Here is a 12,890-nt window from a genome sequence, read left to right as displayed (position 1 = left end):
TTACTCTCCCTTGGATGCCGCGTCGATCTCGGCATAGGTTTGTTTGGCAATGCGGAAGGCCGTATTGGCAGCGGGGACACCGGCATAAACCGCAACATGCATCAGGGTTTCACGAATATCTTCGCGTGTTGCCCCGGTATTGAGTGTCGCCCGGATATGCATGGCAAGTTCTTCTTCATGGCCAAGCCCGGCAAGCAGGGCAATGGTCACAATGGAACGCTCACGCTTGGTGAAGGCGTCGCTTGTCCAGACACCATTCCAGACATTTTCAGTGATGTAGCGCTGAAAACCTTCGTCCATTTCCGTAATGTTTTTCGACGCGCGATCCACATGCGCGTCCCCCAGAACGGAACGGCGGGTTTTCATGCCAATGTCATACCGGCTCTCAGACAAGGTTCTTCTCCTTGGTAAATCGGTCGATCAACCGGGTCAGCAATTCCGGGGTTTCGATGCACGGCAAGTGCCCGACCCCGTCAATCAATTCAAATTCAGCATTGGGGATCATCGATGCCGTCGCACGCACCACATCGGGTGGTGTGGCGAGGTCTTCTGATCCGCAGACACATAATGTCGGCACTGCAATTTTCGCTGCTGCGTCGCGCAGATCCCCATCGCGCAGCGCGATGCAGGTCCCGACATAGCCTTCGACCGTGGTGCGTACCAGCATGTCGCGATACATCGCGGTTTCCAGTGCCCGTTCCTTGCGGAAGGTCGGCGACAGCCAGCGTTCCATGATGGCATCGCCCATGGATGCAATTCCGTCAGCCTTGATCGCCTCGATCCGGGTGTTCCAGCTGTCATAATCGCCAAGCTTGGCGGCGGTATCACACAGGATCAGGCCGCGCACACGATTGGGGGCCAGTTCGGTAACCTTCTGGGCAATCAGACCACCGACCGACAGACCGCAAATGATCACCTGATCCAGTCCGAGATAATCCAGCAACCCGATCAGGTCATTGGCATGTAGCGCAACGTCATAGGGCGCATCGCCAATACCTGAAAGACCATGGCCGCGCTTGTCATAGGTGACGATATTAAACGTTGAAGACAAGGCATCGACAACGTCGTCCCAGATGCGCAGATCCGTACCCAAAGAATTTGCAAAGACCAGTGCCGGGCCGTTTTTCGGGCCTGACTGGCTGTAATGAATATGTGTCCCGTTGACCGGGGCGACGTGCAGACTCATTATTGTTTCCACCCTGCTTGTTTGCCCTCACATTCGCAGATGGTTTTGGTTATGTAAAATGAGGAATTGCGTATTTTGCATAACTATATAATTATGCATTAGACACCCATGAGAACATTCTAAACTTATGACATATAGGGCCTCATGCTTGATCAACGCATCAAATTCCGCCATCTGACCTGCTTTCTGGAAGTCGCGCGCCAACGCAGTGTCGTCAAGGCCGCCGATACGCTGTCGATTACCCAGCCCGCAGTTTCCAAAACCATTCGCGAGCTGGAAGAACATCTTGATGCGCGATTGTTTGACCGATCAAAACGTGGCGTGACCCTGACCGATTTCGGCAAGGTCTTTCTGCGCTATGCCGGGGCCAGCGTCACAGCCCTGCGTCAAGGTGTGGACAGCATCAGTCAGGTTCGCATGCAAGGCGGGCTTTCGATCAATCTGGGGGTTCTGCCGACCGTGGCGGCAAGCATCATGCCCAACGCCATTCGTCATTTCAAAACACTTAGCCCCGATACCACGGTCAAGGTCGTGGCCGGACCGAACGTCATGTTGATGGGGCAGTTGCGGGTTGGCGAACTTGATCTTGTGGTCGGGCGTCTGGCTGAACCCGATCAGATGTCGGGATTGTCATTCATTCATTTGTATTCGGAACATATTTCGCTGGTCGCGCGACCGGGGCATCCGTTACTGGCCGACAAAAACCCGGACCTGACGCGTATTCGCGAATTTACCGTTCTGGTGCCGCCCAAACACGCGATTATTCACCCGACGGTCGACAAAATGCTGATTGCGCATGGCATCGGCGCCCTGCCCGACCGTATCGAAACCGTTTCGACATCTTTCGGACGTGCCTTTACCCGTGAAACCGATGCGATCTGGATCATTTCAAACGGTGCTGTCGCATCCGATATCGCCGAAGGGCATCTGGTCGAACTGCCGATCGATACCAGCGATACCTTTGGTCCCGTTGGCCTGACGACCCGAATTGACTCGCCAATTTCGCCGCCGGTTGAGATGCTGATCAATGCCGTGCGCGAAGAAGCATCACGTCATCACAGCACCCATGATCAGGCAAAAACATAATCATTTGGTTATGGATATGTGCCTACATATCATTATACATAACCATCACGCACCTATTAGATTGCACCTAAATTGGCATGGCTGAAATGTGTTAAACGCAGGCCATGCAGAAAAAAGAATAATAAAAACAATAACAAAAAGAACTCTCGGAAAACTTGGCACGCTAGATGCGCATCGTGGCTGAAACGCTTGTCGGCGCAATGAACGCGACAAGACGTTCAAAGGAGGAACAAAATGAAACAGATCACCAAATTACTTGCAGGTGCTGCTGTCGCGACCATGGTGTCGTTCGGCGCACACGCACAGGAAGTTACCCTGACCGTTCACCATTTCCTGGGGCCGAAAGCACCGACCCAGGCCAAAATGATCGAGCCGTGGGCAAAGAAAATCGAAGAAGAATCAAACGGCCGTATCAAGTTTGAAATCTTCCCGTCCATGTCGCTTGGCGGCAATCCGCCGGAGCTGTATCGCCAGGTTCGTGATGGCGTGGCCGACATCGTCTGGACCCTTCCGGGTTATACCCCGGGCGTTTTCCCGCATCTTGAAGTGTTTGAGCTTCCGGGCGTTCACCTTGGTGACGCACGCGCAACCAACCTTGCGATGTGGGACCTCAAGGACGAATTTGCCGAAGACCTTACCGATGTCCATACCCTGGCAGTCCACGTTCATGCCGGTCAGGCCATTCACCTGACCGAAAAAGACGTCCGCACTGTTGATGACGTCAAAGGTCTTAAACTGCGTACGCCGACCCGTACCGGTTCCTGGGTGATTGAATCCTGGGGTGCAGAACCGGTCGGCATGCCGGTCCCGGCCCTGCCGCAGGCAATGTCGCTTGGCGTTGTTGACGGCGGCATGGTTCCGTTCGAAGTTGTTCCGCCGCTGAAACTGGCTGAGCTGGTTGCCTATTCTGTCGAAGGCGAAGGCGTTAATTCGCGCTTTGGTACCTCGACCTTCCTGTTCGCCATGAACAAGGATCGTTACGAGAGCCTGCCCGACGATCTCAAGGAAATCATCGATCGTAACTCCGGCCGTGATTTTGCTGCTGAAATCGGCACCATCTGGAACGATGTCGAAGAAGTTGGCAAGCGCATGATCAACGAAGGCAAAGGCCAGGTTGTTCAGCTTACCCCGGAACAGAAGGCAACCTTTGACGCCCCGGCAGCAACGGTTGTTGATCGCTGGATCGAAGAATCCAAAAATGCCGGCTTTGATGGCGCTGCATTGGTTGAAAAAGCCAAAGCCGCTGTTCAGGCCCATACCGAGTAACGTTTGATCGTTACTGGTAAATCTTGTGGGGTCACGTATCATCTCGATCTATGGATACGTGACCCTCTTCTCCCGCTAGATTGCCCGCTGGATTGTTAGAGATATGAAAAACGTGCTCTACAAGGCTGCTTCATGGCTTGCCGTTGCCGGTGGCATGCTTGCCCTGCTGATCGCGATTGTAACGATTGTGAACGTTACCGCCTTTGGCCTGGACAAGATTGCCCGACTGTTTGATGCCAACGTCCCGGCCATTATCGGCTATGAGGACTTTGTCAGCATGATCGTCAGCTCAGCCGCCCTGATGTTTTTCCCATATTGTCAGGCACATCGCGGTCATGTCGCGGTTGATGTTTTTATCAAAATGTTTCCTGACTGGTTCGCACGTATCGTCGACACCCTGTCGGCCATCCTGATGACCTGTCTGGCGCTGTTCCTCGGTTACATGATGGTCAATGGCCTGATCGAGGTCCGTGGCGACAACACTCTTTCCGCAATTCTGGGCTGGCAGATCTGGCCGTTCTATGTGCCGGGCATCATTTCGATGTTCCTGTGGGCCGCGATTGCCGGAAGCCAGATTTTCGAAAGAGAAGCCGATGTCTGAACGTGAATTGATCGGCCTTGGTGGCCTTGCCGTTCTCTTTTTCATTCTTGCACTGCGGGTTCCGGTCGGCCTTGCCATGGTCGGCGTCGGGATTGGCGGCAACTATGTGCTCAGCCTGTTTTTCCCGTTCCTGCGCTTTGATCCCTATCTGCAGCAGTTCAAATCCCTGCTTTACGGGATTGTCTCGAACTACGAGCTTTCGGTCGTTCCGCTGTTTGTTCTGATGGGCTATCTCGCAAGTCAGGCCAACCTGTCGCGCGACTTGTTCCAGGGCGTAAACGCGATACTGGGTCGCTTCCGGGGTGGTGTTGCCATGGCGGCCATCGGTGCCTGCGCCGGATTTGGCGCAGTATGCGGGTCTTCGCTTGCAACCGCATCAACCATGGGCAAGGTCGCCCTGCCCGAACTGGACCGTCTGAAATACTCGCCGCGTCTGGCCACCGGTACGCTGGCAGCAGGCGGGACGCTTGGCATCCTGATCCCGCCATCCGTCGCACTTGTGATTTATGCAGTGACGGTCGAGGCCTCCATCATTCAGATGTTTCAGGCCGCGATCATTCCGGGTCTGATTGCCGTTCTGTTCTTTATGGCCGTGATCGCCATTCAGGTGCGCCTGAATCCGTCACTGGCCCCGAAACCAGAACCAATGCCGGCAGCCGAACGCAAGGAAGCGTTGCTGCGTCTGATTCCGGTGATGGTGATCTTTGGCTCGATCATTCTGGGTCTTGGTGCCGGTCTGTTCACGCCGACACCGGCGGCCGGTGTGGGTGTGTTCGCCATTCTGGTTTACGGCGCCTATATGCGCTGGAAAGGCAAAGGCGGGCTGACCTGGAAAGGTCTGCGTCAGTCGCTCAAGGATACCGCGATTACCTCTTCGATGATCTTCTTCATCCTTCTGGGTGCGGAAATCCTCAAGGGCTTCTTTAGCCGCGCCAATCTTCCGGCCTATATGGCCGAGGCGGCCGCAACCAGCGGCTTTGACCCGTGGCTGGTGATGGTTCTGATGCTGCTGGCCCTGATCCTGCTTGGCTGCTTCATGGAAAGCCTGTCGATGATCGTCGTGGTGATCCCGTTCTTCTGGCCTGCCCTTGTCGACATCAATGGCGGTGACTGGGCAACGGCAGCGACCGCGGCCTATGGCATGGGGACCGAGGATCTGAAGATCTGGTTTGGTATCCTCGCACTCATTGTCGTGGAATTGGGGCTGATCACGCCCCCGGTGGGTTTGAACGTGTTCATCATCAACGCCCTTGCCAAAGGGGTGCCGATGACCCAGACCTTCCGCGGGGTCATGCCGTTCTTCGGTGCCGAGATCATCCGTATTCTGTTACTGATCTTTGCGCCGATATTAACGCTGTTTGTGCCAACCCTGCTTGGCAATTAGCGACCCTGATAGCAACTCCAAGACATTATGCAAAAGCCCGCCCGACATTGTGGCGGGCTTTTCTTTTTGTACTTGCGAAAACACGCTAAACTACCGCAAACCAAACGCATATCCGGCGATCCGAGTAACAGGTATCCATGCGCAACAATATCCCGATCTACAAGCTTTATGGCGAACGCGATGCGGTCCAGCACCCGGACGCGCGTGACCGCCATGGTCGGGAAAGCGTTCCCGCATCGGATCCGCAACCGATCACCGAACCGGAATTCTTTCACCTTGAAAGCATCCCGGAACGATCACGCCTGCATGATCTGCACATTCAGCCGCACCGGCACACCAACCTGTTTCAGCTGCTTTACATCACGCGCGGACAGGCCGAAATCAGCTTTGATGACCAACATCTGACCATGCAGACTGGCCAACTGATCACGGTCCCGCCCGGCACAGTGCATGGCTTCAAGTTCACCGATGATATTGATGGTTGGGTGATTTCGCTGACCGATTATCACCTGCAGGAAATTCTTAGCCCCGCGCCCAAACTCCTCGCCCGGCTTGATCAGGCGATCTGTGTTGATACAGGGTCACCATCCGGGCAAAGCAACAGCCCGGCGGACTTTCTGATTTCGCAATTGGTGACGGAATATTACAGCCACAATACCGGACGGCTATTTGCGCTGCGCCATATCCTTGGCCTGTTGCTTCTCGATATCGGGCGCACCGTACCGCAGGATCATTCCGCACGCCTGTCGCGTCACGAACAGAAAACCGAGAAATTCCGCAAGTTTCAGACGCTGGTTGAAACATTTTACAAGCAGCACAAATCGCTTGATTTCTACGCCCGTGAAATCGGCGTCACCACGACTCAGCTCAACCGCATCGCCAAGGACATCTATGGCATGACGGCAAGCGAAGTGGTGCAAAACCGCCTGATGCTGGAAGCCAAGCGCACACTGATCTATACCGACATCGCCATTCAGCAGATCGCCGATGAACTGGGTTTTCGCGATGCCGGGTATTTTTCGCGCTTCTTTGCCAAAAAGGCCGGGAGTTCCCCGGCCCAGTTCAGGTCAAACAATCGCTAAGCCGTTTGTGCGCGCAAAGGGTCAAGCGGCAACCACATGCGATAGACATCAACGATGTCACCAGCGCGCGTCAGCCAATTCTTTGGCAAGAACTCTTCTTCGCCGAAACCAATGCTGCGATATAGCGCCATCGCCACATCATTGCCATCGACAACCTTAAGCCAAAGCTTCTCAAACCTAGGCGTTTCGGCACATTTTTCGGCCAGTGCCGCAATGGCTGCCTTGCCATAGCCATGGCCGCGCTCAAACACGCCAAATTCGTCCAGTTTGGGGAATACCGTCGCCATTTCTGTCATATAGGCATAGGCCACCGCACGCCCGTCGACGCGAAACACCCAAAGCGCATTATCAGGCGATCCATTCAGCGCCGCGCGAAGGTTTTCATCCGGGACGCGTGAAATACGGTCCTGAAAGGTCAGGTCTTCCATCATCGCAACAATGCGGATCAGTTCGTCTTCGGTCGGGGTCTGCCAGAGTCCAGAGATCATCATTCAATTCCGTATGCTTTCGTGGGGTGGGAAAAGAACCTAGGAGGCAACGCCGCAAAACTCAAGAAAATGCGACCCACGTTAAAGATCAGAACAATCAGCACACAAATTGCCATCGCCGCCCAAAGCCGCTAAAACCGCCAGACAATTATCCCCTGCGTCACAAGGTCCGAAATGCCACACACCACTGACCGCATCGCACCAACGCCCACCGGCAAAACCGCCATGATCATTGGTGCGGGACCGGCCGGGCTTATGGCTGCCGAACGGCTGGCGGGTGATGGTTATGCCGTGACGATCTATGAAGGCATGCCAAGTGCAGGGCGCAAATTCCTCATGGCCGGGAAATCGGGGCTCAACATCACCCATAGCGAGGATTTGGAAACTTTCCTCTCGCGCTATGGCACTTCGCGCGCCCGCCTTGAACCGCATTTGCGCAAATTTGGCCCCGATCAAATCCGCGAATGGTGTGCTGGGCTTGGGGTTGAAACCTTTGTCGGATCATCCGGCCGGGTCTTCCCGACCGCAATGAAGGCAAGCCCGCTTTTGCGCGCCTGGTTGCGCAGGCTCGATGATTTGGGCTGCAAAATCCATTATCGCCATTACTGGACCGGCTGGAACGATACCGACCATGCGGTTTTCAAAACGCCAGATGGCGAAGTGACGGCAACCGCCGACATCACCATTCTGGCCCTTGGCGGCGGCAGCTGGAAACGCCTGGGATCAGACGGCAAATGGATGGAAATCCTGCGAAGTGCCGGGATCAAGTGCAACCCGTTCAAACCGGCCAATTGCGGCTTTGACATCGACTGGACCGATCATTTGATTGCCAAATGCGCAGGCTCCCCAGTCAAGGCCGTGACGCTGACCTGCGGCGACCAATCTGTCCGCGGTGAATTCGTCATTTCCAAAACCGGCATCGAAGGCAGTGCCGTCTACGCCATCTCGGCAACGCTGCGCGATCAATGGCTTGAAACCGGTGTCGGCACGCTCACGCTTGACCTCTGCCCCGACCGCACCCTTGAAGACGTCACCAAGCGCCTTTCAAAGCCACGCGGTAAAAACTCGCTGGGCAATCACCTGCGCAAAACACTCGGCCTTGACACCACCAAAACCGCGCTTGTTTTCGAAGTCACCCCGCGCGAAACCCTGAACGACCCGGCCCAACTCGCCACCGCGATCAAAAACCTGAAACTCCAAATCAAAAAGCCCCGTCCAATAGACGAGGCCATCAGCACCGCAGGCGGTGTCGCATGGGAAGAACTGGACGACAATTTCCAACTCATCAACCGCCCCGGCACCTACTGCCTCGGCGAGATGGTGGATTGGGAAGCGCCGACGGGGGGGTATTTGTTGAGTGGGTGTATAGCGCGAACATATCCATGACAACAACGACAAGCTTCTCGCCCAGACACCGTCCGGCCCAACAGGGGACCGGACGGCTGAATTTAAACAAATGCGATCATTGGCAAGTTGCCGGGAAATAAGTCCCTGTATAGCTTGGGGCCTTTTTGAAGATGTGGCACGTCTGCTTCTTTATCGTTGCGGTCTTTTTCAAAACAACCGTCACATGGTTGGTACTGGCCGCACCTGGAGGCTGCGTACCGCCTGAATGCTCTCCTGCTGTGATCAGACATGTGCTATTAGCGTAAGCCGTTCTGACGTCGGCATTATTTGCATTCGCAATCCGGTTCGCCCACCCCGAAAGACCATTATAGTTGACATAATTTGACGCTTTGTTGCACCCAGCGAAGGCTGCACTCGGCAAGGAAACCAGACAAACCATAGGCAACAAAGCCAAGAGAACCAATTTCATCTGTTTCATTATGGAGTCCTTCTCACAATTTCGAAAAGGCACGGACACATGCCGGCCCCATCTTGAAGACGGGCCCAAACTCCAAACGTGATGCCTCAGGGACAGATTTATTTTCAGCCCAAAACATCAGATCACTCTTGCGACCAAGGCTCCAAATCATCTGCATCAACCTTGAAGACAGATGCAATTTTCACCGCCAGCTTTTTTGACAGCGGGCGCGCGCAGCGTTCAACGGCACCGATATACGTTCCGGTCACCCCTACTTTCGCGCCCAATTCTTCCTGTGTGAGATCATAATACTCGCGATATACGCGCACCGGATTTTCGCCGTCACTGAGACGCTTGATCACCGCGGCAGGAAAGCGCACACCATCATCGTGCGCCACGGCTTGGTCATAGGCCATTCTGTCCAGATCATCCTCTGTCGGCTTGAAGAGTTTTACATATTCATCCCATGGCACGACCGCGAATTCGGGCTTGTCGTCCTTGTAAATGATCTGGTGGGGCGCATTCATCGCCTGTCTCCTAAAGCTTGTCGTATATATCGCCGCGCGGACCGATTTTAAGCACATCAAGAATGACGCCATCCTGGGTATAGATCACGCGGTATTGCCCAACGCGCAGCCGATGGGCTGAAACACTCCTAAGCGGTTTTATATCAAGGTCGGTGCGCAAAGGGTTTTGTGCGATCAGGTCGATTTTCTGCAAAATACTGTCACGCGTCTTTTTGGGTATTTTGCGCAATGCCTTGCGCGCATCCCTTGCATAGACGATCTGGAGCATCACGCGCACCTCGAACACAAACTTTTAATAACACAAAAACAAACAAACACCAACAAATCTTGTTCGAAGTTGGTCGTAGACAGCATATACTATTAGGATAACAACACTGACACAAATACACCTTTTACGTACATTCATTCATAAATGACATGATCCATCAAAACAACGCCCTCAAAAAGCAAACGCCATCACAAGACGGGGCAAAATTTGCAATGCAACATCGCCTGTGCCTTAATACTCATCTCCAAGATTTAGAAAATCCAAGAACAAAAACAGTGAGGTGAGCCATGACGGGGGCCAGTGATGGCAATTCCAGCAGCACCGGTTTTTCTGACAGCGCATCTGATTTGACGCGCATGACCGATGCCGGGCCGGACGCCCTTGCCGCCTATTACGACAAATGGGCTGAAAGCTATGACGCGGATTTGCCCAAGATGGGTTATGACGCGCCCAAGCGGGCGGCGGCCATCATGGTTAAGCATGGGGTTCCGTTTGACGCGCCGGTTCTTGATGCCGGATGCGGCACGGGCCTGACGGGGTTGGAGCTTGCCAAGGCCGGATATAACGATATTACCGGAATTGACCTTTCGCTTGAATCCCTGCAAACGGCCGAGGCCAAGGGCGTTTACCGCCATCTTAAAAAGCGCGACATGAACAAGACACTGGCCTTTGGCGATAATGGTTTTGCCGCCGTTCAGTGCATTGGCACGCTAACCTATGTGCGTGAAATCAGGCAGCTGTTTTCGGAATTCTGCCGGGTCGTGAAGCCCGGTGGGATTGTCAGCTTTACCCAGCGCACCGACCTGTATGACGATGCCTTCATCAAGGCGATCCAGGCCACCACCAAGGCCCGGAAATGGGAGCCGATTTCCCACTCAGATCCCATGCCCTACCTGCCCAACCACGCAGATTTCGCCGACAAGAAACACATTTTCTATGATGTGTACCGGGTGAAATAGGCTGGAGACCAGCGCGCTCAGCCTACACGTCTAGTGGCAGTGAACCGTTCCCGCCTTGCGGTCCATGTGACAGCACTGACCCGGTGGAGAGCTTTTGCGGCAGCCCCCGCCATGTTCAACCGTCTGATCAAACGCGATTGCCCCCTGCCCTGCGAATGCTGGCACCGGCGCGGTCCCCATCGCAAGCAGCGCACTAATCCCCAGAACCGTCATCATTTTCATCAATCTATCCCTTTGTTTATTCTCCCAAAGCCACCCCTGTTTTTCGGTCGGCTCCCGTGAAATGCCTGCTACGTGTTAATCGTCATCACGCATGTTCCGGCGTGCACCACATCACCAACTGACACCCTTATGGTGCCAACGACCCCTTTGACCGGTGCACCGACATCAGAAGAGGTCTTGTTAGCCTCAACAGTCAAAAGGGGTTGATCGGCCACAACCACCTGCCCCGGTTGGACAAGAATCTCAACGACCTTGCATGCTCCCTCATCGCCGAAATTGGGCATATTGACATTAATTGGCATTATAAGCGCCATCCCCTGCGGTTGAATTTTGCGTCATATTACATCCGGAATAATTCACCCCAAGATACACATCTAATATAGCTCCGAACACTCCCCCTAAGGACAATCTTGAAAACAAGTTGACAAAATCAACCACATTTTATATTGGTTGATAAAGTCAACCATTTATAGATCGCGCCTGCCCCCATAAGCGCCCCACGCTTTGCCGACGCGAGATCAAGCCAAAGGCCGTGCCTGAAACCAAGGCCCCCTCGCGCACCAATAAGAAAAGAGACCGCCCCATGCCGATCCCTCATATGCGTCGCCTTAAGATATCCCCTGAAGTTCACCCCGATGGTTTGCCGGGACGGCGGCGCATCTATGCAGCTCTTGCGCTTTTGATCACAGTCATGATGGCGGTGCTGGATGGCACCATCATGAATGTTGCCCTGCCCGCAATTGCCCAGGATCAGGGCGCAACACCGGCGCATGCGATCTGGGTGATTACCGCCTATCAGTTGGCAATTGTCGTTGCCCTTCTGCCGTTTTCAGCCCTTGGCGAGGCGATTGGCTTTCGCAGGGTGTATCTGACGGGTGTTGCGCTGTTCGGGATGGCATCCGCCCTTTGTGCGATGGCACCCAATATCGAATTTCTGATTGCCGCACGTGTTTTGCAGGGCCTTGGTGCCGCCGCGATCATGAGCATCAATGCCGCCATCATGCGCCATGTTTTCCCGCATGCGAAACTGGGACAGGCGATTGGCTGGATCGCGATGACAGTATCCGTATCCGCCGCCGCGGGCCCCACCATTGCATCCGCCATCATGGCAGTTGCCAGCTGGCACTGGCTGTTTTTGATCAATCTGCCGATATCGGTGATTTCGGTGGCGATGGGGTATTTCAGCCTGCCCTTCAATAAGCCAAGCCGGGCCCGGTTCGATTTTATCAGTGCGTTTCTGAATGTCCTGACCTTTGGCGGGTTGGTCGCGGCCCTTGGCAATATGGGCATTGAAAGCAACCCGATCCTGATCGCAGGCCAATTTGCCATCTCGTTCATCGCCGGGGTGTTTTTGGTGCGGCGTCAATTGTCACGCAGTCGCCCGATGTTGCCCCTCGACCTTTTGAAAATTCCGGTCTTTGCCTGCTCCATCGGATCATCCATGACCGGTTTTTGCGCCCAGATGATTGCGTTCGTGACCCTGCCATTCTATTTCCACGATGTGTTGGGACATAGCGCAACAATGACGGGCCTTTTGATGACGCCATGGCCTGTCGCCACCGCGATCATTGCCCCGATTGCCGGGCGGATGGCCGACAAATTCTCGCCGATCCGCCTGACCGGGATTGGCATGGCGGCATTTGCCATCGGGCTTTATGGCACAACGCTTGCCGCTGATGCCGGTGGCTTGGTCCCGATCATTGCCGCCCTTGCCCTGTGCGGCGCTGGCTTTGGTCTTTTTCAGGCGCCCAACAATCGCCTGATGCTGACCAGTGCGCCGCGTGAACGGTCCGGCGGGGCCAGTGGCATGCTGTCAACCGCGCGCCTGACCGGCCAGTCGGTTGGCGCGGCACTGGCGGCCATCCTGATCGGGACGGGTGGCGGGTTTGACCTTGCGACCATCATGCTGGTGGCAAGTGGGTCTGCGGTTGCATCGGCCATCATTTGCGAAGGCCGCCGCCATGCCCTTCGTACCGGATTGATTGCCAGCCCGGCTGGCGTGTGAGGAAATAATAAC

Annotated in this window: 16 protein-coding genes; 8 read left to right on the top strand and 8 right to left on the bottom strand. The window is 54.8% G+C overall.

Annotated features, from left to right (window positions below; all coding sequences use genetic code 11):
• Nucleotides 1-393 (bottom strand): 4-carboxymuconolactone decarboxylase, encoded by a 393-nt coding sequence (gene pcaC / locus HED22_RS00315; RefSeq protein ID WP_217701843.1) that lies wholly within the window; start codon nucleotides 391-393, stop codon nucleotides 1-3.
• Nucleotides 386-1,186, bottom strand: coding sequence for a 3-oxoadipate enol-lactonase (gene pcaD, locus HED22_RS00310; RefSeq protein ID WP_167717776.1), 801 nt, complete (start codon nucleotides 1,184-1,186; stop codon nucleotides 386-388). Before pcaD ends, pcaC begins: the two co-directional genes overlap by 8 nt.
• 144 nt (nucleotides 1,187-1,330) lie before the next feature.
• On the opposite strand from pcaD, the gene pcaQ reads away from it, so the two are divergent.
• The 5 genes from pcaQ to HED22_RS00285 all read left to right on the top strand — a co-directional run bounded on the left by pcaQ (nucleotide 1,331) and on the right by HED22_RS00285 (nucleotide 6,605).
• Nucleotides 1,331-2,272, top strand: a complete 942-nt coding sequence (pcaQ, locus tag HED22_RS00305; RefSeq protein WP_167717775.1) for a pca operon transcription factor PcaQ — start codon at nucleotides 1,331-1,333, stop codon at nucleotides 2,270-2,272.
• 234 nt (nucleotides 2,273-2,506) lie between these two features.
• Entirely contained in the window at nucleotides 2,507-3,538 is a 1,032-nt protein-coding gene (locus HED22_RS00300) for a TRAP transporter substrate-binding protein (RefSeq protein WP_167717774.1), read from the top strand.
• Between the two features lie 103 nt (nucleotides 3,539-3,641).
• Entirely contained in the window at nucleotides 3,642-4,139 is a 498-nt protein-coding gene (locus HED22_RS00295) for a TRAP transporter small permease (RefSeq protein WP_167717773.1), read from the top strand.
• Nucleotides 4,132-5,523, top strand: coding sequence for a TRAP transporter large permease (locus tag HED22_RS00290; protein WP_167717772.1), 1,392 nt, complete (start codon nucleotides 4,132-4,134; stop codon nucleotides 5,521-5,523). Before HED22_RS00295 ends, HED22_RS00290 begins: the two co-directional genes overlap by 8 nt.
• Before the next feature lie 137 nt (nucleotides 5,524-5,660).
• On the top strand, nucleotides 5,661-6,605 hold the full coding sequence (locus HED22_RS00285) for a helix-turn-helix domain-containing protein (protein ID WP_167717771.1): 945 nt from the start codon (nucleotides 5,661-5,663) through the stop codon (nucleotides 6,603-6,605).
• Here the strand turns inward: HED22_RS00285 and HED22_RS00280 are convergent.
• Complete coding sequence (locus HED22_RS00280; protein WP_167717770.1) at nucleotides 6,602-7,093, bottom strand: GNAT family N-acetyltransferase; 492 nt, start codon at nucleotides 7,091-7,093, stop codon at nucleotides 6,602-6,604. The genes HED22_RS00285 and HED22_RS00280 overlap by 4 nt on opposite strands.
• A 174-nt stretch (nucleotides 7,094-7,267) precedes the next feature.
• Between HED22_RS00280 and HED22_RS00275 the strand changes: the two genes are divergently transcribed.
• Nucleotides 7,268-8,479, top strand: coding sequence for a TIGR03862 family flavoprotein (locus HED22_RS00275; protein ID WP_167717769.1), 1,212 nt, complete (start codon nucleotides 7,268-7,270; stop codon nucleotides 8,477-8,479).
• 76 nt (nucleotides 8,480-8,555) lie between these two features.
• Here HED22_RS00275 and HED22_RS00270 read toward each other — a convergent pair whose 3' ends face one another.
• The 3 genes from HED22_RS00270 to HED22_RS00260 all read right to left on the bottom strand — a co-directional run bounded on the left by HED22_RS00270 (nucleotide 8,556) and on the right by HED22_RS00260 (nucleotide 9,692).
• Entirely contained in the window at nucleotides 8,556-8,918 is a 363-nt protein-coding gene (locus HED22_RS00270) for a hypothetical protein (RefSeq protein ID WP_167717768.1), read from the bottom strand.
• A gap of 122 nt (nucleotides 8,919-9,040) precedes the next feature.
• Complete coding sequence (locus tag HED22_RS00265) at nucleotides 9,041-9,424, bottom strand: helix-turn-helix transcriptional regulator (protein WP_167717767.1); 384 nt, start codon at nucleotides 9,422-9,424, stop codon at nucleotides 9,041-9,043.
• Nucleotides 9,425-9,434: 10 nt separating this feature from the next.
• Nucleotides 9,435-9,692, bottom strand: coding sequence for a type II toxin-antitoxin system RelE/ParE family toxin (locus HED22_RS00260; RefSeq protein ID WP_167717766.1), 258 nt, complete (start codon nucleotides 9,690-9,692; stop codon nucleotides 9,435-9,437).
• 287 nt (nucleotides 9,693-9,979) lie between these two features.
• On the opposite strand from HED22_RS00260, the gene HED22_RS00255 reads away from it, so the two are divergent.
• Nucleotides 9,980-10,651 carry a class I SAM-dependent methyltransferase gene (locus HED22_RS00255; RefSeq protein WP_167717765.1) on the top strand — a complete coding sequence of 224 codons (672 nt, stop codon included), beginning with the start codon at nucleotides 9,980-9,982 and terminating at the stop codon, nucleotides 10,649-10,651.
• A gap of 30 nt (nucleotides 10,652-10,681) precedes the next feature.
• On the opposite strand, the gene HED22_RS00250 is transcribed toward HED22_RS00255, so the two are convergent.
• Together HED22_RS00250 and HED22_RS00245 are read right to left on the bottom strand one after the other, a co-directional pair.
• Nucleotides 10,682-10,873 (bottom strand): hypothetical protein, encoded by a 192-nt coding sequence (locus HED22_RS00250; RefSeq protein WP_167717764.1) that lies wholly within the window; start codon nucleotides 10,871-10,873, stop codon nucleotides 10,682-10,684.
• 68 nt (nucleotides 10,874-10,941) lie between these two features.
• The gene (locus HED22_RS00245; RefSeq protein WP_167717763.1) at nucleotides 10,942-11,175 is read right to left on the bottom strand and encodes a biotin/lipoyl-containing protein; all 234 of its coding nucleotides are present in this window, start codon (nucleotides 11,173-11,175) and stop codon (nucleotides 10,942-10,944) included.
• Between the two features lie 281 nt (nucleotides 11,176-11,456).
• On the opposite strand from HED22_RS00245, the gene HED22_RS00240 reads away from it, so the two are divergent.
• Nucleotides 11,457-12,878, top strand: a complete 1,422-nt coding sequence (locus HED22_RS00240) for an MFS transporter (RefSeq protein WP_167717762.1) — start codon at nucleotides 11,457-11,459, stop codon at nucleotides 12,876-12,878.
• Nucleotides 12,879-12,890 lie beyond the last annotated feature (12 nt).

Source organism: Thalassospira sp. HF15 (assembly GCF_011806525.1).
Taxonomy (GTDB): Bacteria; Pseudomonadota; Alphaproteobacteria; order Rhodospirillales; family Thalassospiraceae; genus Thalassospira.
Note: the sequence above shows the minus strand (reverse complement) of the source record. Positions and strands in the feature narration are given on the sequence as shown.

Excerpts from the sequence above, each read along its gene's own strand:
- pcaD (WP_167717776.1), bottom strand. The coding sequence starts at position 1,186 with ATGAGTCTGCACGTCGCCCCGGTCAACGGGACACATATTCATTACAGC.
- pcaQ (WP_167717775.1), top strand. The coding sequence starts at position 1,331 with ATGCTTGATCAACGCATCAAATTCCGCCATCTGACCTGCTTTCTGGAA.
- HED22_RS00300 (WP_167717774.1), top strand. The coding sequence starts at position 2,507 with ATGAAACAGATCACCAAATTACTTGCAGGTGCTGCTGTCGCGACCATG.
- HED22_RS00295 (WP_167717773.1), top strand. The coding sequence starts at position 3,642 with ATGAAAAACGTGCTCTACAAGGCTGCTTCATGGCTTGCCGTTGCCGGT.
- HED22_RS00290 (WP_167717772.1), top strand. The coding sequence starts at position 4,132 with ATGTCTGAACGTGAATTGATCGGCCTTGGTGGCCTTGCCGTTCTCTTT.
- HED22_RS00285 (WP_167717771.1), top strand. The coding sequence starts at position 5,661 with ATGCGCAACAATATCCCGATCTACAAGCTTTATGGCGAACGCGATGCG.
- HED22_RS00280 (WP_167717770.1), bottom strand. The coding sequence starts at position 7,093 with ATGATCTCTGGACTCTGGCAGACCCCGACCGAAGACGAACTGATCCGC.
- HED22_RS00275 (WP_167717769.1), top strand. The coding sequence starts at position 7,268 with ATGCCACACACCACTGACCGCATCGCACCAACGCCCACCGGCAAAACC.
- HED22_RS00270 (WP_167717768.1), bottom strand. The coding sequence starts at position 8,918 with ATGAAACAGATGAAATTGGTTCTCTTGGCTTTGTTGCCTATGGTTTGT.
- HED22_RS00265 (WP_167717767.1), bottom strand. The coding sequence starts at position 9,424 with ATGAATGCGCCCCACCAGATCATTTACAAGGACGACAAGCCCGAATTC.
- HED22_RS00260 (WP_167717766.1), bottom strand. The coding sequence starts at position 9,692 with ATGCTCCAGATCGTCTATGCAAGGGATGCGCGCAAGGCATTGCGCAAA.
- HED22_RS00255 (WP_167717765.1), top strand. The coding sequence starts at position 9,980 with ATGACGGGGGCCAGTGATGGCAATTCCAGCAGCACCGGTTTTTCTGAC.
- HED22_RS00250 (WP_167717764.1), bottom strand. The coding sequence starts at position 10,873 with ATGAAAATGATGACGGTTCTGGGGATTAGTGCGCTGCTTGCGATGGGG.
- HED22_RS00245 (WP_167717763.1), bottom strand. The coding sequence starts at position 11,175 with ATGCCAATTAATGTCAATATGCCCAATTTCGGCGATGAGGGAGCATGC.
- HED22_RS00240 (WP_167717762.1), top strand. The coding sequence starts at position 11,457 with ATGCCGATCCCTCATATGCGTCGCCTTAAGATATCCCCTGAAGTTCAC.